Origin of the sequence: Burkholderia alba (genome assembly GCF_034721475.1) — a bacterium.
Taxonomy (GTDB): Bacteria; Pseudomonadota; Gammaproteobacteria; order Burkholderiales; family Burkholderiaceae; genus Burkholderia; species Burkholderia alba.
The window spans coordinates 89,287-112,969 of sequence record NZ_JAWJWL010000005.1; the positions used below are offsets into that span (position 1 = coordinate 89,287).

General features: G+C 68.3%; 19 protein-coding genes and 3 pseudogenes. 7 read left to right on the top strand and 15 right to left on the bottom strand.

The window, feature by feature from the left end:
• Position 1: 1 nt before the first annotated feature.
• From RZR99_RS07000 to RZR99_RS07015, 4 genes are read right to left on the bottom strand one after another with little or no spacing between them, the layout of a single operon-like run.
• The gene (locus RZR99_RS07000; RefSeq protein WP_323119023.1) at positions 2-349 is read right to left on the bottom strand and encodes a UxaA family hydrolase; all 348 of its coding nucleotides are present in this window, start codon (positions 347-349) and stop codon (positions 2-4) included.
• The gene (locus RZR99_RS07005) at positions 346-1,383 is read right to left on the bottom strand and encodes an ABC transporter permease (protein ID WP_323119024.1); all 1,038 of its coding nucleotides are present in this window, start codon (positions 1,381-1,383) and stop codon (positions 346-348) included. The genes RZR99_RS07000 and RZR99_RS07005 overlap by 4 nt, the downstream gene beginning before the upstream one ends.
• Positions 1,373-2,899, bottom strand: a complete 1,527-nt coding sequence (locus tag RZR99_RS07010) for a sugar ABC transporter ATP-binding protein (protein WP_323119025.1) — start codon at positions 2,897-2,899, stop codon at positions 1,373-1,375. The genes RZR99_RS07005 and RZR99_RS07010 overlap by 11 nt, the downstream gene beginning before the upstream one ends.
• The gene (locus RZR99_RS07015) at positions 2,896-3,909 is read right to left on the bottom strand and encodes a sugar ABC transporter substrate-binding protein (protein WP_323119026.1); all 1,014 of its coding nucleotides are present in this window, start codon (positions 3,907-3,909) and stop codon (positions 2,896-2,898) included. Before RZR99_RS07015 ends, RZR99_RS07010 begins: the two co-directional genes overlap by 4 nt.
• Positions 3,910-4,103: 194 nt before the next feature.
• Here RZR99_RS07015 and RZR99_RS07020 point away from each other — a divergent pair, with 194 nt between their 5' ends.
• The 3 genes from RZR99_RS07020 to RZR99_RS07030 all read left to right on the top strand — a co-directional run bounded on the left by RZR99_RS07020 (position 4,104) and on the right by RZR99_RS07030 (position 7,150).
• On the top strand, positions 4,104-4,931 hold the full coding sequence (locus RZR99_RS07020) for an IclR family transcriptional regulator (RefSeq protein WP_323119027.1): 828 nt from the start codon (positions 4,104-4,106) through the stop codon (positions 4,929-4,931).
• Positions 4,932-5,018: 87 nt separating this feature from the next.
• Positions 5,019-6,422: an indoleacetamide hydrolase gene (gene iaaH, locus RZR99_RS07025; protein ID WP_323119028.1), complete on the top strand. Its 1,404-nt coding sequence runs from the start codon at positions 5,019-5,021 to the stop codon at positions 6,420-6,422.
• A 185-nt stretch (positions 6,423-6,607) separates the two neighbouring features.
• Positions 6,608-7,150 carry a hypothetical protein gene (locus RZR99_RS07030; RefSeq protein ID WP_323119029.1) on the top strand — a complete coding sequence of 181 codons (543 nt, stop codon included), beginning with the start codon at positions 6,608-6,610 and terminating at the stop codon, positions 7,148-7,150.
• A 183-nt stretch (positions 7,151-7,333) separates the two neighbouring features.
• Here the strand turns inward: RZR99_RS07030 and RZR99_RS07035 are convergent.
• Together RZR99_RS07035 and RZR99_RS07045 are read right to left on the bottom strand one after the other, a co-directional pair.
• Positions 7,334-7,822: pseudogene (locus tag RZR99_RS07035) on the bottom strand (helix-turn-helix transcriptional regulator); the annotation flags it as partial.
• Positions 7,823-8,514: 692 nt separating this feature from the next.
• Complete coding sequence (locus tag RZR99_RS07045) at positions 8,515-10,875, bottom strand: bifunctional acetate--CoA ligase family protein/GNAT family N-acetyltransferase (RefSeq protein WP_323119030.1); 2,361 nt, start codon at positions 10,873-10,875, stop codon at positions 8,515-8,517.
• A 330-nt stretch (positions 10,876-11,205) separates the two neighbouring features.
• On the opposite strand from RZR99_RS07045, the gene RZR99_RS07050 reads away from it, so the two are divergent.
• Complete coding sequence (locus tag RZR99_RS07050) at positions 11,206-12,081, top strand: LysR substrate-binding domain-containing protein (protein WP_323119031.1); 876 nt, start codon at positions 11,206-11,208, stop codon at positions 12,079-12,081.
• 207 nt (positions 12,082-12,288) lie between these two features.
• Here RZR99_RS07050 and RZR99_RS07055 read toward each other — a convergent pair whose 3' ends face one another.
• The 9 genes and pseudogenes from RZR99_RS07055 to RZR99_RS07090 all read right to left on the bottom strand — a co-directional run.
• A complete protein-coding gene (locus RZR99_RS07055) occupies positions 12,289-13,626 on the bottom strand; it encodes an MFS transporter (RefSeq protein WP_323119201.1) in 1,338 nt (445 codons plus the stop codon).
• A 151-nt stretch (positions 13,627-13,777) separates the two neighbouring features.
• Positions 13,778-15,223 carry an NAD-dependent succinate-semialdehyde dehydrogenase gene (locus tag RZR99_RS07060; RefSeq protein WP_323119032.1) on the bottom strand — a complete coding sequence of 482 codons (1,446 nt, stop codon included), beginning with the start codon at positions 15,221-15,223 and terminating at the stop codon, positions 13,778-13,780.
• A gap of 20 nt (positions 15,224-15,243) precedes the next feature.
• Positions 15,244-16,266: an aldo/keto reductase gene (locus RZR99_RS07065; protein WP_323119033.1), complete on the bottom strand. Its 1,023-nt coding sequence runs from the start codon at positions 16,264-16,266 to the stop codon at positions 15,244-15,246.
• Between the two features lie 38 nt (positions 16,267-16,304).
• Positions 16,305-16,829, bottom strand: coding sequence for a formaldehyde-activating enzyme (fae, locus tag RZR99_RS07070; RefSeq protein ID WP_323119034.1), 525 nt, complete (start codon positions 16,827-16,829; stop codon positions 16,305-16,307).
• A 491-nt stretch (positions 16,830-17,320) separates the two neighbouring features.
• Entirely contained in the window at positions 17,321-17,611 is a 291-nt protein-coding gene (locus RZR99_RS07075) for an H-NS histone family protein (RefSeq protein WP_323119035.1), read from the bottom strand.
• A gap of 105 nt (positions 17,612-17,716) precedes the next feature.
• Positions 17,717-18,004, bottom strand: a complete 288-nt coding sequence (locus tag RZR99_RS07080; protein WP_323119036.1) for a hypothetical protein — start codon at positions 18,002-18,004, stop codon at positions 17,717-17,719.
• Positions 18,005-18,066: 62 nt separating this feature from the next.
• A complete protein-coding gene (locus RZR99_RS07085; protein ID WP_323119202.1) occupies positions 18,067-18,618 on the bottom strand; it encodes a BON domain-containing protein in 552 nt (183 codons plus the stop codon).
• A 194-nt stretch (positions 18,619-18,812) separates the two neighbouring features.
• Positions 18,813-18,968 (bottom strand): annotated as a pseudogene (locus tag RZR99_RS33275) (helix-turn-helix domain-containing protein); the annotation flags it as partial.
• Between the two features lie 72 nt (positions 18,969-19,040).
• Positions 19,041-20,276 (bottom strand): annotated as a pseudogene (locus tag RZR99_RS07090) (sigma-54 interaction domain-containing protein); the annotation flags it as partial.
• 318 nt (positions 20,277-20,594) lie between these two features.
• Here RZR99_RS07090 and RZR99_RS07095 point away from each other — a divergent pair.
• From RZR99_RS07095 to RZR99_RS07105, 3 genes are all read left to right on the top strand, one after another.
• Positions 20,595-21,998 carry a GntP family permease gene (locus RZR99_RS07095; RefSeq protein ID WP_323119038.1) on the top strand — a complete coding sequence of 468 codons (1,404 nt, stop codon included), beginning with the start codon at positions 20,595-20,597 and terminating at the stop codon, positions 21,996-21,998.
• Between the two features lie 261 nt (positions 21,999-22,259).
• Positions 22,260-22,529: a hypothetical protein gene (locus RZR99_RS07100; RefSeq protein WP_323119039.1), complete on the top strand. Its 270-nt coding sequence runs from the start codon at positions 22,260-22,262 to the stop codon at positions 22,527-22,529.
• 145 nt (positions 22,530-22,674) lie between these two features.
• On the top strand, positions 22,675-23,658 hold the full coding sequence (locus RZR99_RS07105; RefSeq protein WP_323119203.1) for a DedA family protein/thiosulfate sulfurtransferase GlpE: 984 nt from the start codon (positions 22,675-22,677) through the stop codon (positions 23,656-23,658).
• The last annotated feature ends 25 nt before the right edge of the window (positions 23,659-23,683 follow it).

Consider the following 23,683-nt stretch of genomic DNA (forward strand, 5'->3'; position numbering starts at 1 on the left):
GTCAATGCACGACGAATGCGTGCCCGGCATCGTGCGTGTAGGTCGGCAGGTAATCGCTGACGAGATTATGGGTATGGAGATGTTCGCCGCGCGCGACGTCGCGCACGACGTGGCCGATCGCCGCGCCGTAGCGCAGCACCTTGTCGCCGTTGGCGAGCGCCCGGCGCGCAACCTTGTGTCCCAGTTCGATGGCGCTCGCCAGCACCACCGTCTCGCCTTCGATCCGCACCCGCGCGCCGGCCTCGAGTCGCGCGGCCGCGATCAGACAGTTGTCGTCTGGCGACAGCAGCAGCAGGCGCGCATCGGTCGCGACGGCGGTGTCGGCGGGGGTCGCGCTCGCGCGGCTCATTGCTGACCCTCGCCGCCCGCGACGCGCGCGACCATCAGCGCGCCGAGAATGATCGCGCCGTAGATCGCCTGGATCCAGAACGACGGTACCTGCGCGAGCGTCAGCAGGTTCTGCACGACGCCGAGCAGCAGCACGCCCGTCAGCGCGCCGAGCATCGTGCCCTTGCCGCCGTCGAGCGAAATGCCGCCGATCACCGCCGCCGCGAATACCGTGAAAATCATTCCGTTGCCCTGGTTCGCGTTGATCGCGCCGACGTAGCCGGTGACCACCAGCCCGCCGATCGCCGCGAGCACGCTGCCGAGCACGAACACGCCCCAGGTGATCCGCTCGACGCGGATGCCCGCCGCGCGCGCGGCCTCGGGATTGCCGCCGATCGCGTACAACGCGCGGCCGAGGCGGTGATAGCGCAGCATGAACGCGGCAATGCCGAACGCCGCCGCCGCGAGCCAGACCGACAGCGGCAGGCCGAGCACGATCGTCGTCGCGAGCGCGAAGAACGACGGCGGCATGTCGAACAGCGTGCCGCCCCGGGTCGCGCCGACCAGCATCCCGCGCAGCACGATCAGCATCGCGAGCGTGACGATGAACGCGTTGAGCCGCATCCGCACCACCAGGAAGCCGTTGACGAAACCGATCGCGGCCCCCACCGCCACGATCGCGGCGAGGCCCGCCGCGGCCGGCCAGTGCAGACCGAAGCCGGCGGACGCCGCCGGCATCACCAGCATCGCGCCGACCGCCGGCGCGATGCCGACCGTCGATTCGAGCGACAGGTCGAACTTGCCGGTCAGCACGATCAGCGATTCGGCGAGCACGACGAGCGCAAGCGCGGCCGATGCGCCGAGCACGCTGATCAGGTTCGCGCGGGTCAGGAAGCTCGGGCTCACGAATGCGCCGATCACGATCAACAGCACGAGCGCGGGCACGAGCGCCAGGTCGCGCAGCCGCGCGATTTCGAATGGCCGGTGCGCGCCGCCGCGCCCGGCGGCGGGCGCCGCCCCCGCACTCAGCGCGGGACTCGTCAGGCTAGGCTTCATGAAGTTCCACTCCTTCGACAGAGGCAATCAGTTCGTGGTCCTGCCAGCCGGCGGGAAACTCCGCGACGATGCGGCCGCGAAACATCACGAGCACGCGGTCGCAGGTGCGCAGGTCGTCCAGTTCGCCCGACGCCACCACCACCGCCGTGCCGTGGCCGCGCACGCGCTCGACCACGGCGAGCAGCGCTTCCTTCGACTTGACGTCGACCCCCGCGGTGGGATCGATCAGCACGAGCACGCGCGGATCGTTCGCGAGCGCGCGCGCCATCACGACCTTCTGCTGGTTGCCGCCCGACAGCCCGGCCACCGGCTGCCGCGGCCCTTGCGCGACGATGCCGAGCGCGTCGATCATCCGCGCGCCGAACGCGTGCTTCTTCCCCGGCGGCGCGAGACCGAAGCGGCCCAGCGTGCGGGCGATCGTCATCGACGCGTTCTCCGCGACCGACTGCTCGAGCACCAGCCCTTCGCGATGGCGATCCTTCGGCACGCAGCCGATCCCGTGCGCGAGCGCGGCGGGCACGTCGCCCGGCGGCAGCGCAAGGCCGTCGACGCGGATCGCGCCCGCGCGCGGCGCCCGCAGGCCGGCGATCGCTTCGGCCACCGCGGTGCGCCCGCTGCTGGTCGCGCCCGCCAGCCCGATCACTTCGCCGCGCCGCACGCTGAACGACACGTCGTCGTAGTCCGCGCCGGCGATGCCGTCGACCTGGAGGGCGACGGATGCGCCGTCGGACAGCGGCGCGCGCAGCGCCGCATCGGCGACCGACAGGCCGCCGCGCTCGCCCGTCATCGCCTCGATCAGCGCGTCGCGCGGCAGCGCCGCCACCGATGCGCTGACGATGTGCCGCGCATCGCGCAGCACCGTCACCGCCTGGCAGATCTCGTACACCTCCTGCAGGTGATGCGAGATGAACAGGAACGTCACGCCCTCGCGCTGCAGTTCGCGTATCCGCACGAACAGCCGCTTGATCTCGTCGCCGTCGAGCTGCGCCGTGGGCTCGTCGAGGATGATGAAGCGCGCGCCGTAGGACAGCGCCCGCGCGATCTCCACCAGTTGCCTCGCCTCGACCGTGAGGTCGCCGGCGCGCGCATCCTCGCCGACGCCGATCCGCCAGTGGTCGAGCAGCGCGCGCGCGTCGCGCCGCAGCGCGCGCCAGTCGATCGCGCCGTGCTTCAGCGGCTGCCGGTTGATGAACAGGTTCTCGGCGACGCTGAGTTCGCGGATGATCGTCGAATGCTGGTACACGCATGCGACCCGCGCGCGCCACGCGTCGCGGTCCGCGAGCGGCGGCGCCTCCGCGCCGTGGAAGCGCACGTCGCCTGCATCGGGCTTGCGCAGGCCGGTGAGGATCGAGACCAGCGTCGATTTGCCCGCACCGTTGCGGCCGACGAGCGCGTGCGATTCGCCGGGCCGCACGCACAGGTCGACATCGCCGAGCGCAAGGTGCGGACCGAAGCGCTTGGTCACGGCGCGCGCCTCGACCACCGGCGCGTCGCCCGGAGCGGAGAGCGGGTTCATTTGATGGTGTTGCCCCACAGGCTCTTGTCGTCGACGTTCGATTTCGTCACGAGCGGCGCGGGCAGCTGATCTTCGAGGATGCCCGGCGCGCGCTGCACGATCGTGCTGCCGTGGTCGGTCGGCCCCGGCTTGAAGGTCTGGCCCGCGAGCGCCGCCTTGACGTAGAACAGCCCGTACTTCGCGTACAGGTCGGCCGGCTGCGACACGGTCGCGTCGATGTCGCCGCGGCGAATCGCGTCGAACTCCTGCGGGATGCCGTCGTTGCTCACGATCACCACGTGTTTCGGGTCGCCCGCCGGGAACAGCATCTGCTTGCGGCGCAGCGTCTGCAGCGTCGGCGACAGGTAGACCCCGCCCGCCTGCATGTAGATCGCCTTCACGTCCGGATTCGCGGTCAGCAGGCTGTCGAGCGCGGTGGCGGCCGCGTCGCCCTTCCACGCCGCCGGGATCTCGAGCAGCGACAGGTTCGGATAGCCCTTCAGACAGGCGCGGAACGCCTCCGAGCGGTCGCGGCCGTTGACCGACGCCAGATCGCCCATGATCTGCACGACCTTGCCTTTCGGCACGTGCTCGCCGATGTACTTGCAGGCCTTCTCGCCATACGCGTGGTTGTCGGCGCGCACAACCATCGCCACCTTGCCCTGGGTCGGCGCGACGTCCACCGCGACCACCGGCACCTTGCGCGCGGCGGCCGCGTCGAGCGCCCGGCTGATCGCGGCCGAATCCAGCGGCCCGACCACGATGCCCTTCGCGCCCAGGTTCAGCAGGTTGTTCATGTCGGTGATCTGCTGGACCGGATCGCCGTTCGAGTTGACCGGCGCGAGGATATCGATCCCCATTTCCTTCGCGTAGCGCGGCAGATAATTGTTGTACGACTGCCAGAACGGCGAGGTCAGCAGCGGCAGATCGAGCCCCACCTTGCCGGTTTCGGCCCGAGCCGGCGAGCCGGCGAATGCGCATGCCAGGACGCCGCACGCAATCAGCGCGCGCCGACGGTTGATCGATCTCATGCCTGTCTCCTATATGCGTTTAGTAATCTTCGGTAAAACGCCTTTCAGTTACACCCCGATTGAGTATTGTTATTCTGGTTGGAGCCGCCTCATTCAGGAATGAACGTATTATTCATATACGGATTTTTTGAAGTCAAGAACGGTGCGGCGCACCATCGCTCCGGACTTTCCCTATCCTCAATATTTGTCTGCTCATGAGAACCACCAAAGATCTGCTCGCCAGTCAGGAAGACCAGGACGCCCGAGACGGCGACGACACCGAGCGCTATCGCGCGCCGGCCCTCGACAAGGGGCTCGACATCCTCGAGCTGCTGGCCGAACAGAAGGAAGGATTGACGCGCACCGAGATCACCAAGGAGCTGGGCCGCAATGCCAGCGAGATCTACCGGATGCTCGAGCGCCTGGTCGTGCGCCAGTACGTGATGCGTTCGCCGGGGGGCGACCGCTATACGCTGAGTCTCAAGCTGTTCGCGCTCGCGCACCGCCATCCGCCGATGAACCGGCTGATCGCCGAGGCGTTGCCGCCGATGCAGCGCTTCGCCGATACGGCGGAGCAGTCGTGCCATCTGTCGGTGTACGACCGCGGCAACCTGCTCGTGATCGCGCAGGTGGACGGCCCCGGCACCTGGGGCATCTCGGTGCGGCTCGGTTCGCGGGTGGGGCTGGTCGACACGGCGTCCGGCCGGGTAGTGCTCGCCTTCCAGACGCCGGAGCAGCGGGCGCACATGCTGGCCGAACACACGAAGGTCAAGGGCGAGGCGGCGTTCGACCTCGGCGAACTCGAACGGCAATCCGACGCGCTGCGCGCCATCGGCCACATCCAGCAGGAAAGCCGCCAGACCTTCGGCGTGACCGACGTCACGTATCCGATCCTCGGGCCGTCCGGCCAGGCGATCGCCGCGCTGACCTGCCCTTACATGCGCCGGATCGACGCATACGTCGCGCCGTCCGTCGATGCGATCAGCGAGATGCTGCACGACACGGCGAAGAGCCTGTCGATGTTTCGCGGCGCCTCCGCGTGAGCGAAGTGTGAAATGATCTAGGCCCCGTTGTTCCGATCCTCGGCGCGCCGTCCCCGACGGCGCGCGGACCCATTGGAGAGAAGGCCGATGTCATCCCCCCCGCCCGCACTCGTCTCGACCGCCAGCGCGCGCAGCATTGCCGCATCCGTCAACGGCGGCCGCACCCGCGCCGCCCAGCATGCCGAAGCGGCATTGGCCCGCCTCGCGCAGATCGCGCCGCTCAATGCGATGACCCACGTCGCGCCGGAGATCGCCCGGCAAGCGGCCGAGCGCGTCGACGCGGCGATCGCGGGCGGCTGCACGCTGCCGCTCGCCGGCGTGCCGTTCGTCATCAAGGACAACTTCCAGACCGCCGACATGCCGACCGGCGGTGCGAGCCCCGCATTGAGCGGCTTCGCCGCACCGGGCGACGCGACGCTCGTGCGGCAGTTGCTCGATGCGGGGGCGGTACCGCTCGGCAAGGCCAACATGCATGAACTCGCGTTCGGCATCACCAGCGCGAACGGCCATTTCGGCACGGTAGGCAACCCGCACGACCCCGCTCGCCTCGCGGGCGGATCGAGCGGCGGCACGGCGGCCGCCGTCGCGGCCGGCATCCCGTTCGGGCTCGGCACCGACACCGGCGGCTCGGTGCGCATTCCGGCCGCGTTCTGCGGCGTCTACGGGCTGCGGCCGACGCTGCACCGCTATTCGACGGAAGGCGTGCTCGCGCTGTCGCGAACCCGCGATAGCGCCGGTCCGATCGCCCATGACATCGACGACCTGCTGCTGCTCGACACCGTGCTCACGGGCGACGCGTCGGAGCCCGTCGCGCCGCCGCTCGCGGGGCTGACCATCGGCGTACCCGGTACCCCCTATGCGCACGGATGCGATCCGTTCGTCTCGGCCGCCGTGGCGCGCGCGCATGCGCTGCTGGCCGGCGCCGGCGCGCGCCTCGTGCCGCTCGACGCCCGCGCGCTGCACGAGGCGGACGAAGCGTGCGGCTTTGCGCTGACGGGCTACGAAGCCTATGCCTACTGGCGGCGCTTCAGCACCGAGCGGCTCGGCCTGCCGTTCGCCGCTTTCGTCGCGAAACTCGGCAGCGACGATGTCCGGCACCTGTTCCAGGGGCTGCTCGACATGCCGCCGTCGACCGATGCCTATGCGGCCGCGTTCGACCCGCGCAACGCGATGATCCGCTGGTACGACCAGGCATTCCATCGCACCGGCGTCGACTGCGTGATGCTGCCGACAGTCGCGTGCATCGCGCCGCTCGCCGCCGACAGCCGGCACGATCTCGACGCCGCGCAGGCGGGCGCGCTGTTTGCGCGCGTGATCCGCCAGACCAGCCCCGCGACGCTCGGCGGCGTGCCGTCGGTGTCGATTCCGGCAAGCCGCCCCGGGCTGACGCCCGCGCCGGTCGGCTTGATGCTCGAGGGCCCGGCGGGCAGCGACCGCCGGCTGCTGGCGATCGCGCGCGAAGTCGATCGCCTGCTGCGCGACGCGGGGTAGATTCCACCGCGTCGGACGCGCGGCGCGGCGAGCTTCCACGGCCTCGGTGCGCCGCGCGCGCCGTGCGCGAGCCGACCTCCGCCGATCGCGCGGCTGGCTCGGTCGCGCGCACGCGCGTTAAAATAGCCACCCTTTTCAAAACAACGCCCGCTGCCGCACGGCGGCGGGCGTGTCTCACGGATCTCATGGCCAAACTTCTGACCGATCTCGAATTCCAGCGTTTCTCCGAACTTCAGCAGAAGCAGGCAAGCTTCACGATTACGCCCGAGGAAGCCGACGAACTGCGCGACATCGTCGCGCGCGCACAGCAGAAGCGCGACGACCGCTCCGCCGCGATGCAGGCGATCGAAAGCTACATCGAACAATTCGCGATCACGCCCGACGAACTCTTTTCTCCGGACCAGATCGGCGAAGCCGCTCGGACCTACGGCCTCATTTCCGCCAGCAAGAAGGAGCGCGCGCTGCCGCCTTCGCTGACGTTCAACGGCAAGCCGTACCAATGGACCAAGACGCTGCCCGACGAAGTCCGCATGCCGCTGTTCGATGCGTTCAAGGGCGGCGAATCGATCAAGCGCTTCATGGCGATGCCCAAGGATGGCGCCCGCTGCGCACTGACGGTCGCCCGCCTCGAGCGCGAGACCGGCGCGGTCTATGCCGACGCGCTGCTCGACGAACTCGCGATCTCCCGCAGCCAGGTCGACGATGCGGCGATGAAGCTCGCGGCGTAACGCCCGGCAATCAGCCCGCCCCGGCGAAAGCCCGGCATTGTCCGGGCTTTTTTACGTCGAGCGGATTGGCAACCGCGGCGCAGGCAAGCAGGTTCTTATTCGCACGGGGAGGACATCGCCGAGGCGGCGCTTGCGATTGCGCGCCACGGGTGCGTGGTGGTCAGGCCACCAGGGCGCGCCCTCCTTCTGCACGCGCGGCACCATCTGATGCACCGCCTTCGCCAGAGTGATCTGCATGGTGGTGGCCGCCACCTCCACCAGCGTCTGTTCCAGTTCGTAGGCGCCCCTCGCCTGCAGCCAGGCCAGGATGTCGGCCAGATGCCGGACGGCGGCGCTCCCTTCGTGGACAGGCGGGGGGAACGTCAACGCATGCGAAAGCATCGGCTTGCGCATGTTCTGCCGCATCACGCCAACCGCGTCCGCGACATCGGTCAGGCCGACGAAATCGGGCGCCGCCTCGATCAGCCTCGCGGAAGGAACCGCACGCTTGACATCGGCCAGCGCGACTCCGGCGGACGCCGCCTCGCGCGAGAACTCGAGCGCGAGCCGCCCCGGCTGCCCGATGCCGACCAGCGCATCGTCACACCCTGCTTCCCCCAAGCGCTCGACATGCGCGTGCTGATCGCAGTCGTGCGCCGACAGCTGATACTTGAGGGTAAAGATGTACTCCATGACGACTCCTTGTCCGGCTTGCCCCGGCAAGCATCGATCCGCTTCCGGTTCATCGCGCCATGATCCACGACCCGCTTCAGTGCCCTGGCGGGGTTGCCCGGATTCCTCGGTGTGCGCCACACGCTGGTGATACAACATTCTCCGCAACGGCATTCGCTATCGTTGTAAGGGCAGTCAATTCTCCCCGCGCATGAGCCGCACCGGACTCCACCGTCCAGCCATTCATTTCGACGACTTTCCGATGCGCTGATTTCACGCTGGTTCTCCTTGAGCGAATGAACGGCTCCGGCATGCGGCATCCGCAGCGGGCTCGTGGCACGAAACGGGTCGCGACCCGCATGACGCGCGCCGACGCACTCGGGGCGACAGCCGCGCAGGCACGACAATCGTCGAATCGGCCTGACACGTCGCTTCCCGCGCGATGCCGAACCGCACATGCATCGCATCCGGCAACGCGTGTACGCTTGGCTGAACGCGAAAGAAAAAACAGGAAGCCCGCAACCGCGCGCTCGACGGCGCGGATCGAATCGGGTTCCATCGAATCAGCGATCAGGCCGGAACGTGCGGCATCGGCACACTTGAGATCGTGTCCCGTAAAACCTCACGCTTCATCCCGTAAAGGCTCACCGTTCCAGGTTCGTGGCCGCGTCATCGCAGCGCCGTTCCCGACGCTCGCCAGGCTCGCGCTCGCGTCAGGGCTGCAGCTTCATCCTCAGCCCGACCACCGACGGCTCCTCCGTCGCCGACACCGTGAACCCGCTCGCTCTCGCCAGCCCGATCATCGCGGCGTTCTCGCGCAGCGCCTCGCCCACCATCCAGAGCGTGCCGCGCGAGCGCGCGTAATCGATGATGCGCGTCATCAGCAGGCGCCCCAGGCCCTTGCCCTTCTGGTCGGGCCGCACGGCGATCGCGAACTCGGTGGTGTCGTTGTCGGGATCGGTCACCGCGCGCACCACCGCGAGCGTCTGCGCATGGCCCTGCGCATCGTCGGACGTCGCGATCAGCGCCATTTCCCGGTCGTAGTCGATCTGCGTCATGCGGGCGACCTGCGAATGCTCGAAGCTGCGCACCGCGCCGAAGAAACGCATCCGCAAATCCTCCGGCGTCATCGCAGCCAGCAGTGCGTTATGCGCTTCTTCGTCCTCCGGGCGGATGGGCCGCAGCGTGATGGGCTCGCCCCGCCACTCGAGCGTGTGTTCGAGCTGCCGCGGGTACGGCACGATCGCGAGCCGGCTTCGCCCGGCAGCGAAGCGCAGGCGCGGCGCGATCGTCATCACGCGCTCGGGCAGCACGCGCAGCGTGACCGACATCCACACCAGCTCGCGCACGTCGCACACCGCCTGCGACAGCTCGGTGAACGCCTCGAGCAGCGGCTCGGGCGCCGCGCGGCGCGCATACGGCGAGCGTTGCACGACCGCGCGCGCCAGTACCGTGTTGAAAGGCGGCAACCCGTAGACGACGAACGGCGCCGAGAAACCGTCGGCAGGCGGTACCGTGTAGCGGAATACCGGCCCGAAGTTCGGGTCGTCGTACAGTTCGACCGCGATATCGACGATCGCATCGCCCACGCCGCCGTTCTCCGCACTCGCCGCGACGAGGCCGAAGTGCGCGAGCCATTGCGCCGCCACCGGGCCGTCCAGCTCGCCGCGCCCGGCAGCCAGCGCGGCGCGCGCCGCGTCCTGCGCCGTCGCGACCGCCGCCGCCGGCTGCGGCGGCGTGCCTTCCGGCGTCTGCATCAGCAATTCGCGGCCGAGCCGGTAGTCGACGAGCCGCGCATACGCGCGCGCGAGGCGCTGCGGCGTCGTATGCACCGGGATGCCGTGCGCGTGCAGCGCGTCGCGCGTCGCCGCGTCGACCCCGCCGAAAAAGCACGCGAGGATGCCGCGATGCGCGAACTGGCGCGCGTCGATCAGCACGCGCGCGACTTCGCCGGACGGCGCGCTGTGCGATGTCGCGTGGACGACGAACACGGTGCCCGTGTGCGGATGCGGGGCAAGCGCCTGCAGCGCCGCGCCGAAATACTCGGGCCGCGCATCGTCGCCGAGCAGCAGCGGGTTGTCCGCCGCGATTCCGTGCGGCAGCAGCTGCGCGATCGCGTCGGCGGTCGCTTGCGGCCATTGCGCGAGCACGTCGCCCGCATCGTCGAACGCATCGGCGGCCAGCTTCGCGACGCCGGCGTCGCTCGTGACCAGCGTGGCCGCACCGCTCGTCGCGACCCGGCCCACGCCGAGCGTCTCGATTTCGTCGAGCAGATCGTCGAGCGCATCGACGCGCACCATCCCCGCGCGCTGGAACGCCGCGGTATAGAGCGCGTCGCCGGCATCCGAGCGGCCCGTGCGCAGCGCCAGCACCGGCTTGTTGCGAGCGGCCGCGCGCGCCGCCGACATGAACTTGCGCGCCGATTTCACCGTGTCGAGTTCGAGCAGGATCGCGCGCGTGCCGGGATCGCTCGCCAGATAGTCGAGCACATCGGCCGCATCGACATCCGCCTCCTCGCCCAGCGCGACCGCGTGTGAGAAGCCGAGACCGCGCGCCTGCGCCCAGCCGAGCACCGCGTTCGTCAGCGCATTCGACTGGGACACCCACGCAACCCCACCGGCCTTCACCGTGCATGCCGGCGCGCCGAAGTGCGCGTTCAGCGCCGGCGACACGACGCCCAGGCTGCCCGGCCCGACGATCCGCAGCACGTGCGGCTTCGCCGCCGAAAGCGCGCGCTCGAGCGCGGCCCGGTCGGCGTTCGAGCGGACCTCGCCCACGATGATCGCCACCCGCGCGCCCAGCCCGCCCAGCTTGCGCACGATGCCCGGCCAGGTCGACGACGGCGTGCAGACGATCGCCACCGACGGCGCGTGCGGCAGATGTTCGACATGCGGATAGACCTTGTGGCCGTCGAGTGCGCCGTACTTCGGATTGACGGGCCAGACCTGCCCGCCGAAGCGCCCGTCGAGCACCCGCGCCCAGACCATCGCGCCGATGCTGCCGACACGCGACGACGCGCCCACCACGGCCACGGATTTCGGCTGAAACAACGCATCGAGATTGCGGACGGTCACGGTAGCTCCAACGAAAATGACGAACGGCACGCGCCGACGAAAGCGGCCGCCGGCTCCGGGCCCCGCCGCGACATCCGCCGGGCGGCTCGACAGCGCGCGGGCCGGATCGACAGGCTCTAAGCATAGGCGATGCGCGTCACGCTGCCTATATGCCGGACGGACAGCAGGCCGACGCGGTCAATACCGGGCATCATCGACTCAGTGTTTCACCGCCTGCCGCGCGCGGGCATTTTCTGCGATAACAGCGCCGGCCCCGCGCCGTTTGCCGCGCCCGGCCGCGCGCCGGCCCTTGCCGCCGGATACGACCCGAGACGAAAGGAACCAGACACCATGCGACGCCTGCCCTCGCTGATCGCGTTGCGCTTTTTCGAGGAAACCGCCCATCACCTCAGCTTCAAGCGCGCGGCGGTCGCGCTGTGCGTGACGCAAGGCGCAGTCAGCCGGCAGATCCGCCTGCTGGAGGACACGCTCGGCGCGCGCCTGTTCGAGCGCGATCACAAGGGCGTGCAACTGACCGAGGCGGGCCGGCAGTTGATGCCGTTCGTCGAAGAGGCGTTCGACGCGATCGAGCGCGGCCTCCAGCAGATCGCCGCACCGCCGCGCCGCAGCAAGCGGCGGCTCTCGCTCGCGCTGCCGCCGACCTTCGCCACCCAATGGTTTTCGCCGCGGCTCGGCACGCTCGCGGAGGCGCTGCCCGACGTCGACCTGTCGATTCGCACCGATCCGGGCGAAGACTGCCATTGCACGATCCGCTTCGGGCGCACGGCGCGCGCCGGCATGCATTCGGAACTGCTGATGATGGAGCGGCACACGCTGGTCGGCGCACCGCGCTTCGCGGATCAGCCGCTCGCGGCCCTGCTCGAGCGCCTGCCGCCGCTGCACGTGCTGCATGAGGGCAAGCGCCTCGCGTTATGGCCCGACTGGTGCGAGCAGGCGCGGCTCGCCGCCCCGCAGATGGGCGACGGCATCGAGTTCTCGACGCTCGAACAGGCGATTCATGCTGCGCGCAAGGGGGCGGGGCTTGCGATCGTCGATCAGAACATGATCGAGGAAGAACTCGCGGAAGGCAGCCTTGCACGCCTGTCGCCGATTCAGGCGATCGGGCCGTACGGCTACTGGCTCGACATCGCGCCGGCCAGCGCCGGGCTGGAGCACGTGCAAGCGTTCGCCGCCTGGCTGAGAGACGAGGCGGCCAGAAAATCGTGAACGCGCGCCGCGCCGACGCGAATCGGCCGGCGCGGGCCGACCGCATATGAAAGCATGCGGACCCGCGTGCGGCCGTGAGCGCGGGGCCGCCCCCTACCGATCGCTCGGGCCGGAAGCCCACCGCCCACGCCCTCTTCCCGACGAAGCAAGGCCCTGCCCGCGTCCGACGCGGCCCATCGCATCGAAGCGACACCGCGCGCCGGCGAGTCAGTGGCCGGACGCCTCGTTGAGCGTCAGGTGACGGGTTTCCGGCGCCCAGGCGATCGACACGATCATGCCGGCCAGCAACACCCCGGCCAGGATGAACATCGTCGCGTGAAAGCCGAGCGTCGCAATGCCGACCGGCAGCAGGAACGTCCCCACGGCCGAGCCGAGCCGGCTGCACGCAATCGCCAGTCCGACACCGCGCGCACGCACCTCGGTCGGGAAGCACTCGGGCGGGAACACGCCGACGAGGTTGCTGAACGCCGACATCGTCAGCGTGAAGATCGCGAACGCGGCGATCATCGCCAGCGAGGCGGACTGCGGCAGGATCGCGAGCGCGACGAGCGACACGCAGGTCACCGCGAACGAGCCGATGAGGAACGCGCGCCGCGACAGGCGAATCGTCAGCCAGATGCCGATCAGCGCGCCGATCACGAGGAACGCATTCAGCAGCAGATCCGCGCCGAATCCTTCCGACAGGCCGATCGTCTTCAGAATCGACGGCAGGAACGTGTAGATCGCGAAGTACGGAATCACCAGGCAGACGAAGAAGGCGCAGTTGAACACCGTGCGACGGATCAGGTCTTTCCGGAACAGACGCATGAAACCGGTGTTGTCTCGCCCTTCCGCACGGCCGTCGACCGCGACGTGCGGCCCGAAGTGCTTCAGCACGATCGCCTTCGCTTCGTCGACGCGGCCCTTGCCGAGCAGCCAGCGCGGCGACTCGGGCGTGCCGATGCGCAGCAGCAGCACGACGAACGCCGGCGCCGCCGCCGACGCGAGCAGCCAGCGCCAGGCGTCCGGCGCGGCTTCGCTGAAGCACAGACCCAGCACGTTGGCGACCACGTAGCCGATCGTCCATACGACGCTGAACGAGCCGAGCAGCGCGCCGCGATGCTTGCGCGGCGAGAACTCCGCGAGAATCGCGTGACCGACCGTGAAATCGCCGCCCATCCCGATCCCGATCACGATGCGCAGCAGGCACAGCTCGAGCGGCGACGACACGAAGAATTGCGCGAACGCCGCCGCCGTGATGATGACGAAGCTGGTCAGGAAAATTTTCTGCCGCCCGAGGCGGTCGGACAACGCGCCGAACACCAGACTGCCGAAGAAGATGCCGATCAGCGCGGAACTGCCGATCATTCCCATCCAGAACGCATCGATCGGCATCTGCTTGCCGAGCGCGGCAAGCGCGTAGCCGACCGTGCCGAGCGTATAGCCTTCGGTGAAATGCGCGCCGAACGTCAGCCCGGCAATCTTGATATGGAAGCGGTTGAGCGGAACGTCGTCGAGCGCGACACGCGCGTGCGGCGCGTGCGCCGGCGCACGCGGCACCGCGATCGTCCCGGCCGCGCCGGACGGAAAATTCGTAGGGTTCACGCTGTCTCCTTTATCGTTGGGCGGCGGCGCGCGACATCCCGCCTCGCGCACCGCCCGTCGCGGCCGTCCCGCGCCCCGGATGCCCGGAGCCGGAGCATGGCCGCCGCCTGCGTCAACGGCCGAGACCGGCCATCATCAGGTACTTCAGCTCGACGTATTCGTCGATGCCGTACTTCGATCCTTCCCGGCCGAGGCCCGATTGCTTCACGCCGCCGAACGGCGCGACCTCGGTCGAAATGACCCCTTCGTTGATGCCGACCATCCCGCTCTCGAGCGCCTCCGCCATCCGCCACGCGCGTCCCAGGTCGCGCGTGTAACAGTACGCGGACAGGCCGAACGGCGTGTCGTTGGCCGCCGCCACCGCTTCGCTTTCCGTCCGGAACCGAAAGCACGCGGCCACCGGCCCGAAGGTTTCCTCCTCGGCAATCCGCATCCCCCCGGTCGCGTCGACCAGCACCGTCGGTTCGTAGAACGTGCCGCCGAGCGGATGCCGCTTGCCGCCCGTGAGCACGCGCGCCCCCTTGGCCAGCGCATCGGCGACATGCCGCTCCACCTTGTCGAGCGCCGCCTCGTTGATCAGCGGACCCTGTTCGACCTCGGCCAGCAACGCATTGCCGACCCGCATCGCGCGCGCCGCGTCGGCAAGCCGCTGCGTGAACGCATCGTAAATGCCGTCCTGCACATAGAAGCGATTCACGCACACGCAGGTCTGGCCGGTATTGCGGAACTTCGACGCCATCGCGCCCGCGACGGCCGCGTCGAGATCCGCGTCGTCGAACACGATGAACGGCGCGTTGCCGCCCAGTTCGAGCGACAGCTTCTTCAGCGTGTCGGCCGACTGCGCGGCGAGCAGCTTGCCGACCCGCGTGGAACCGGTGAACGACAGCTTGCGCACCACCGGGGATTCGGTCAGCACCGCGCCGATCGCGACGGCGTCGCCAGACACGACGTTGAATACCCCCGCCGGAATGCCCGCGCGCTCGGCCAGCACGGCCAGCGCCAGCGCGGACAGCGGCGTTTCCTCGGAGGGCTTCAGCACCATCGTGCAGCCCGCCGCGAGCGCGGGGCCGGCCTTGCGGGTGATCATCGCGAGCGGAAAATTCCACGGCGTAATCGCCGCCACCACGCCGACCGGCTCGCGCAGAACGATGATTTTCGTGTCGGGCTTCGGGCTCGGGATCACGTCGCCATAGGTGCGCTTCGCCTCCTCGGCGAACCACTCCAGAAAACTCGCCGCATAGCCCACTTCGCCGCGCGCCTCGGCAAGCGGCTTGCCCTGCTCGCGCGTCAGCAGCTCCGCCAGCGCGTCCCGCTGCTCGAGCATCAGTTCTCCCCAGCGCCGCACGCGTGCGCTGCGCTCCTTCGCCGGCAGCGCACGCCACGCGGGCAGCGCGCGGGCGGCCGCGTCGATCGCCTGGCGGGCTTCCTCCGCGCCGCCCCGCGCCACCGACGCGATCACGTCGCCCGTCGCCGGATTGCGCACCGCATAGGTACCGCCGCCGTCGCGCGCATGCCATTCGCCGCCGATGTAGTGGCCCGTTCGAAGCAGTTCGCTCATGTCGTCTCTCTCCACTGTGCTCAGAGGGTCGCGAACGCGCCTTGCGCCGGTCGCGGCGCGCGCCCGATCCGCTGGCCCGCCGTGTAGTCGTTGATCAGGTCGCACGGCGTGTAGTTGCGCTCCAGCTCGTGCAGTTCGTCCGCGCTCAGGCGGGTTTCGAGCGCGCCCAGCGCACCGTCGAACTGCGCGGCCGAATCCGCGCCGACCAGCATGCTCGCCACGCCCTGCCGCGCCAGCACCCAAGCCTGCGCGATCTGCGCGGCCGGCACCCCGCGCCGCTGCGCCACCGTCGCGACCGACGCGGCGATCGCGCGCGATGCGTCGTCGCCGAACATCTGCGCGGTAAAGAAATCGGTCTGGTTGCGGGTGGACTGCGCGTCGCCCGTCAGCAAACCGCGCGCGAGCGGGCTGAACACCGACACGCCCACCCCCTGATCGATGCAGTACGGCATCATCTCGCGCTCTTCCTCGCGATATGCGAGGTTCAGCTGCAGCTGCATGTTGATCGGCCGATGCCAGCCGTGGCGCTCGCAGGTCTGCACGATCTTCGCGAACTGCCACGTGTTCATCGTCGATACGCCCAGATAGCGCGCCTTGCCCGCCTGAACGATGTCGTGCATCGCACCCATCGTTTCCTCGACCGGCGTATGGGTATCGAAGAAGTGCAGCATGTAGATGTCGACGTAATCCATGCCGAGCCGCGTGAGCGATGCATCGATCCCGTCCAGGATGTGCTTGCGCGAATGGCCGCCCGCGTTCGGATAGCGGCCCATGTCGTAGCCGACCTTGGTCGTGACGACGATCTCCTCGCGCCGCGCGAGCCGCTTCAGGATGCGCCCGACGACCTCCTCGCCGACCCCCGTCGAATAGAAATCGGCGAGGTCGATGAAGTTGACGCCGGCCTCGAGCGCGCGGCGCACGATCGGCTCGCTTTGCGCCTCATCGAAAATCCACGGCTTCCACTGCGGCGTACCCATGTTCATCGTGCCCAGACACAGGCGCGACACCTTGAGGCCCGACTGGCCCAGGCGAACGTATTCCATGTTTCCTCCATGCGCGGCTCGCAGGGCCGCTCGACAATTCAGCGTTGCTTCGGCGTATAGAACGGGTTCGACACCTCCCGCGCGGCGGCGAACACCGCGTCGCGGCGCGGCAGCCCTTCCATCGCGGCGACGAGGGCCTGGCGGCACGCGCGGTAGTTGTTCTCGAATACCGCATCGAGATCGTCGGCCTTCGGGTTGACCCAGTTCGCCGACACCACCACCCACTCGTTGTCCGCTTCGGGCGGCAGCGTGCCGCTTTCCAGCGCCTCGGCCACCGCTTTCGCGATGCCCGCCTGCGACGCGCCCCAGGTGGCGTTGCCGTGGAACTCGCCTTCGATCTGCGCCTTGTTCACGTACAGCGTCAGCGGTTTGGTCGGCACGCCCGGGCGGGCGATCACGACGAACGGCGCATGGCCCGCCGACGGCGTCGCGAGCGCGGTCGCGAACGCCTGCCCGGCCGGTCCGCTGCGCGGGCCCACCAGGACGTTGATATGGGCGAGATTCACGCCCGGGCCTTCGAAGCCTTCGCCGATGTAAAGCGGGGGGTGGTGCGCTGCGTTCATCGCGGGATTCCGTCGATCGAGTTGAGGTGCGCCGATTGTGCGCGGCGCGATGCGGCCGCATGAATCGATGTTTTCTGATCGGGGTATGAGGTCCGCTCAACTCCGGGTAATACCGGAGTCCCGCCGCGCTCGGCTTCGCTCGCGGGCAAGGTGAGGGTTTTCGGGAGCCAAGGTGAGGGTTTTCGGGGATTCGCGCGGACGGCGCGAAAAAACGCGAATGGTGAGCGCGGATTCGATAATCGGGCCACCATTGAAGTCGCGCGCCGTCACGTCGGCGGTCCCGGCTCGCAAGCGGGTACAACCCGGCAAAAAGCGCGATTTAGACCGTTAAATCAGGGAAAAAGGCGGGGGATTATCTGGACGGCGGCGCCGAGGAACAAAATAAAAAAATGTTTCACGCCGGTCGGGCGAATCTCAAAACAAAACGGTGCGATCGGCGGCATGGCCGATCGCACCGTCGTTCAAGGCGCCAAAGGTGAGGGTTTTCGGGATCAGTCCTTGATCAGGAAACGGTTGCGATTCTTGCCGAGCCAAGCCGGAGCGCGGCCGCGGCCGCTCCACGTCTCGCCCGTCTTCGGATTCAGGTATTTCGGCGGCAGCGGGCGCTTCGGCTTTGCCGTCGCGCTGACGCTCCTAAAGCCGAGCTCTTCCGGGGTAATGTCGTATTCCTCGATCTTCGCCTTGATGTCGTCAATCGCGTCCGAGATGGCTTTCTCGCGCTCCTTGTCGATTTTCTGCTGAAGTTTCTCGAGCTGAACAGCCAGTTGCCTATAGGTCGCCATATGGATAAAGCTCCGTCTCGTTATTTATGACTGGAAGTATATGAATTAAATCGACTTCAATCGTGTATTTTTTTGATGCGGCTTTCGTTCACTGCAAGCCCGACGTCAATAAGTTTTTTGGGGTTTGCATGCAAAGAGAAGTTTTCGCACGCCGTTGTCGACCGATTGCTGAATGGTATCGAAATCGCCACCGCAAATGCCGCGGGCATTCTGCATGCAGGTATCCCAGGGACCGCCCTCCGGGCACTCCACGAGCGTGGTGGTCCGGCCGTCCGGCGTGAACAACGGCGCACTGCCGCCACAGGCTGAAAGCCCCGCAATTAAAGCAATTGAAAAAAACAGCTGCGAGAACGCATTGCGTCGTGACGATACCCATACCAGCGCGTATTTCATGAGCCTTCCTGTCAATCTTCTTTTTGAACGACGGGAGTATGCCATGCAGTCCGCCGCGTGCGTCAATCCGGCGCCGCAAGCGTCTTGTATGGCGGGCGTCCGCGCGGATCGCCGGTGATCCGCAGGTACACGTGCTGGACGTCGGGCAGCGCCTCCAGCCGGCGCTGGAAGGCCACGCGATCGAACGATGCGTCCGCGCATCCTTCAGCATAGATAAAACGACGCTGAATGGTTAGCCAAAGACTCGTGCCATTCAATACGGGATCGCCGGAAAATCGCACCCGCGCCGCCTCGGCAATCGGTGCGTCATATAAATAGGAATTCGGCTTGCTGCATTCGTGCGCGAGCCAGCAGGACGTGCCCTGCTCCACGCGGTAATGCGCATCGGTTTCCATTTGCGCATGCGTGATCAGCGGCCCCAGCGGCACCGGGCAACCGGGAAATGCATTCGACAATTCGATAAACGGATCGTTGTACCAATTGCGCCGCTCCGCCGATGCCGATGCCGATGCCGATGCCGATGCCGATGCCGATGCCGGCGCGATGGTCTGCGCCGCCGCGCGGCCGGCGAGGGCCGCCGCCAGTCCCCAGATGACGATGCGTGCCCGCTTCATGTCCGCCTCCTCCAGTGACCGTGCGCGGCGCGGCGCCGAACGCGGCCGGTTTCCGCCGGGACATCGCGCCGCGATACCCGCGCGCATCCATGTTCGCGCGCCCTCGATGAACGGCGCGCGATGCCGGGCGATACGAACCGGGCGGTCGTCGCATCGCACCGCGCGTTCGCCGCGCCCTCCACTCATCCCGCCCGCTACGTCGCGATACCCCGCGCGGCCAGTTTCTTGTAGAACGTCGCCCGGCCGATACCGATCCGCGCGGCCGCCTCCGTCACCCGCCCGTTGCAGGCGGCGAGCGCCTCGGTGAGGAAGCGGCGCTCCCACATTTCGAACGCATCCGCATAGGAGGCGCACACGGGCGCATCGGCGGTACCGGATGTGGCCGTCTCGCGCGCATCGTCCCCGCCGCGCGACGCGACGTCGCGCGCCGGTCCGATGAACGGCGCCAGCGCGCGCGCGTCGATCACCGCGCGGTCGGACAGCATCAGCGCGCGCTCGAGCGTGTTGCGCAGCTCGCGCACATTGCCGGGCCACCGGTATGCGCACAGCAGCCGCAGTGCGTCGTCGGTCAGTTCGCAATGCGCGGCGCGGCCGTGCTGCGCGGCCAGTTCCTCGAGCGTCGCATAGACCAGCGTCTCGATGTCCGACGCCCGCTCGCGCAGCGGCGGCGCATGGATCGCCAGCACGTTGAGCCGGTAATAGAGATCGGCGCGGAAGCGCCCGGCATCGACCAGCGCGGGCAGATCGGCGGAGGTCGCCGCGATGATCCGCACGTTCGCGCGCACGATCCGGTTCGAGCCGACCGGCTCGAATTCCTGGTCCTGCAGCACGCGCAGCAGCTTGCCCTGCAGCGGCAGCGGCATGTCGCCGATCTCGTCGAGAAACAGCGTGCCGCCGTCGGCCAGCTCGAACTTGCCGACCCGGCCCTTGCGGTCCGCGCCGGTATACGCGCCCGGCGCCGCGCCGAAGAATTCGGTTTCGAGCAGCGTGTCGGGAATCGCCGCGACATTCACCGTCACGAGCGGCTTGAGCGCGCGCGCCGATGCCGCGTGGATCGCGTGCGCGAGCAGTTCCTTGCCGGTGCCGGTCTCGCCGAGCAGCAGCACCGGCGAATCCACCTGCGCCGCGCGCCGGCCCTGCCGTTTGGTTTCGAGGCTCGCGGCGCTGGTGCCGACGAAGCTCGCGAACGTGTATTTCGCGCGGCGGGCCTGCGCGAGCGAGCGCTGCGTCGCGATCAGTTCCTGCTGGACCTGCACGTAGCGGGAGAACAGCGGCGTCAGCGTCTTCAGTTCGTCAAACAGCGCGAAGCCGATCGCGCCGACCGTCTCGCCCGATTCGTCCTTGAGCGGCAGGCGCGTGACGACCAGCGGCTCGCGCCCGGTCTCCATGATGTCGAGCAGGATCGGCCGCCCGGTGGCGACCACCTCGCGCATCAGGCTGTGCGGGATCACCGCCTCGCAATCGCGGCCGATCGCCTGGCCGGGATCGGCGAAGCCGAAGCGCGCCGCGTAGCGCTTGTTGATCCACACGACCCGCGCCTCCTTGTCGACGATCAAGGTGCCCGCGCTCGAGTATTCGAACGTCTTGAACAGCGACTCGGCGGCACGCCGCAGGACGTCGCCATAGTCGACGGGCAAATCCGCCCAGTCGTTCATCATCGTGTCTTGGTCTCCGGCTATCGTGTCTGTCTCCAAACCGGGACGGATTATCTCATTTCGGAGACGGCCCGCAACGGCGCACCGCACCACGCTCGGCGGCCCGCGCGGCGCCGCCGCGGGCCGGGTTCGTCTCCCGGTCGAGACGTTTTCGGTAGAATCGTCCGCAGCCTGCCCCGGCGCGATGCGGCGCCGCGCCGCCGGCCGGCCCGCAGCGAGACGGCACGGCCGGTGGCACGAAACCTGCACGACCGGACCACGGTCCGCCGCGCCGCTCGTCGCCGCGGGTCCGCACAACAACCAAGAACCAGGAGACTTCCCTTGTCATTCGTGATCGTCCTCGCCGCGCTGGCGTTCCTGATGTTCGCCGCGTATCGCGGCTACAGCGTGATCCTGTTCGCGCCGATCGCCGCGCTCGGCGCGGTCCTGCTGACCGATCCGGCCGCCGTCGCGCCGGTGTTCTCCGGCATCTTCATGGAGAAGATGGTCGGCTTCGTCAAACTGTACTTCCCGGTCTTCCTGCTCGGCGCCGTGTTCGGCAAGGTCATCGAGCTGTCCGGCTTCTCCGAGTCGATCGTCGCCGCCGCGATCCGCTACATCGGCCGCTCGCGCGCGAACGCGGTGATCGTCGCCGTGTGCGCGCTGCTCACCTACGGCGGCGTCTCGCTGTTCGTGGTCGTGTTCGCGGTCTATCCGTTCGCCGCCGAACTCTATCGCCAGAGCAACATCCCGAAACGTCTGATGCCCGGCGCGATCGCGCTCGGCGCCTTCTCGTTCACGATGGACTCGCTGCCGGGCACGCCGCAGATCCAGAACATCATCCCGACCACCTTCTTCAAGACGACCGCATGGGCCGCGCCGTGGCTCGGCACGATCGGCTCGGTGTTCATCATCGTCGTCGGCCTGTCGTATCTCGAATGGCGCCGCCGCGCGGCGATGGCGAAGGGCGAAGGCTACGGCACGTCGCTCGTCAACGAGCCCGAGCGCGTCGAAACCACATCGCTGCCGAATCCGCTGCTCGCGATCGCGCCGCTCGTGCTCGTCGGCGTCGCGAACTTCGCGCTCACCAAGCTGATCCCGGTGTGGTACGGCGGCACGTCGTACACGGTGCCGCCCGAGGTGCTGCCGGGCGTGCATGCGCCCGTAACGACGTCGATCAAGACCGTGGTCGCGATCTGGTCGGTCGAGGCCGCGCTGCTGCTCGGCATCCTGCTGGTCGTGCTCACCGCGTTCAAACGCGTGAGCGAACGCTTCGCGACCGGCACCAAGACGGCCGTCGGCGGCGCGCTGCTCGCCGCGATGAACACAGCGTCCGAATACGGCTTCGGCGGCGTGATCGCCGCATTGCCGGGCTTCCTCGTCGTCAGCGATGCGTTGAAGAGCATCCCGAATCCGCTCGTCAACGCGGCGGTGTCGGTCAGCTCGCTCGCGGGCATCACCGGCTCGGCATCGGGCGGCATGAGCATCGCGCTCGCGGCGATGTCGGACCTGTTCATCAAGGGCGCGCAGGCCGCGCAGATCCCGCTGGAAGTGCTGCACCGGGTGGTCGCGATGGCGAGCGGCGGCATGGACACGCTGCCGCACAACGGCGCGGTGATCACGCTGCTCGCGGTGACGGGCCTCACGCACCGCGAGTCGTATCGCGACATCTTCGCGGTGACGATCATCAAGACGCTCGCGGTGTTCTTCGTGATCGCGGTCTACTACATGACGGGACTCGTCTGACGCCCTGACGCCGCGCCGACCCGGCTGCTTCGCATCGCGAAGCAGCCGGGCCGATTCTTTCCGGAACGACGCGGCAACAGTGTGTTTCACGGATAACGCGGCGACGCCCGGAACGGCACCGGCAACCCTCTGACTTATCCCCGAAACGCACCGTTTGAGTGCATCTCGAAATTCTCATTGCAGACGCGCAGTTCGCGTTAAACTGCGTCGAAGCCGTTCGCAAAACGACATTTTCCAAACCACGATACGAGGACATGTTCGATGCGCACCTCCGGTTCTTCCGGCGCCATGCCCCTGCTGACCGAATTCGATCCGGCCGACGGCCGCGAGCTACGCTCGCTGCGCCTCGAAGCGACCGAAGACGGTAAAAGCGTGCTGCTGATCGAGGTCGACGAGCGCAAACCCGGCATTCATCGCGAGGTGCGCTACGAGATCACGCCCGCCGAATTGATCGCGGCCATCCGCTCGCACGGCGCCGAATTGCCCGGCGAATCGCACGGCGCCGCCACGCTCGCCCGCAGCACTATCTGACCCTCTTCCCTTGCGGTGAGCGCGCGCTTCATCCCCGCGCTCACCGTCGTCGTTTGCCCCCACTCCCCCGTCTTGAAAAAGGCCGATAATCGGCCCATCTGCGCATTCGGAATCGCGCGCATTGGCCAACCTCATTCCTGCCGCCATGCTTCATGACCTCGTCGCCCGCTACGGGCCGCTCATCGTGTTCGTCAACGTACTCGCCGCCGCGATCGGCCTGCCCGTGCCCGCCATGCCGACGCTCGTGCTGTTCGGCGCGATGGCGGCGCTGCATCCGGACATGATCGGCGCGCAGCTGGGGCCGGTGCTGCTGCTGTCCGTGCTCGCCGCGCTGATCGGCGACACGGTCTGGTATGCCGCGGGCCGGCGGTTCGGCGGCCGTACGCTGAAAACGCTCTGCCGGCTGTCGCTGTCGCGCGACAGCTGCGTGCGCAAAACCGAGAGTTTCTTCGGCCGCTGGGGCGTGCGCGTCCTCGCGGTCGCGCGCTTCATTCCCGGTCTGTCGCTGATCTCCGTGCCGATGGCCGGCGCGCTCGGCACCCGCTATCGGACGTTCGTCGGCTACGACGCGCTCGGGGCGCTGTTGTGGACGGTCTGCGGCCTGCTGGTCGGCGTCGTGTTCTCGAAGCAGATCGACTGGCTGTTCGCCGGCGCGAGCCGGCTCGGCCGCGCGGCGCTCGTCGTCGTGATCGCGCTGCTCGCGCTCTACACCGCGGTGCGCTGGGCGCGCCGGCGCGCGCTGATCCGGCAGCTCTCGAACGCGCGCATCGACGTCGACGAACTCGATCACCTGCTGCAAGGCGAACCCGCGCCCGTGATCTTCGACATGCGTTCGGCCGAGCACCGCAAGCTCGATCCGTATGCGATTCCCGGCGCGCAATTTCCCGACGAACGCAACATGGACGCGCTGCGCGCGCGCTATCCGGCCACGCAGAAGTTCGTGGTCTACTGCTCGTGCCCGAACGAGGTGACGGCGGCGCTGATGGCGAAGCGCCTGACCCAGGCGGGCTTCACCGATGCGCTCGCGCTGCGCGGCGGCCTCGATGCGTGGCGCGGCACGGGACGGGAAGTCACGGTGCTGGAGCCGGAGCCGGCGCATGCGCAAGGCATGACGCCGAGAACGGCTTGATACGCGCGGCGCGATGAACGACGAG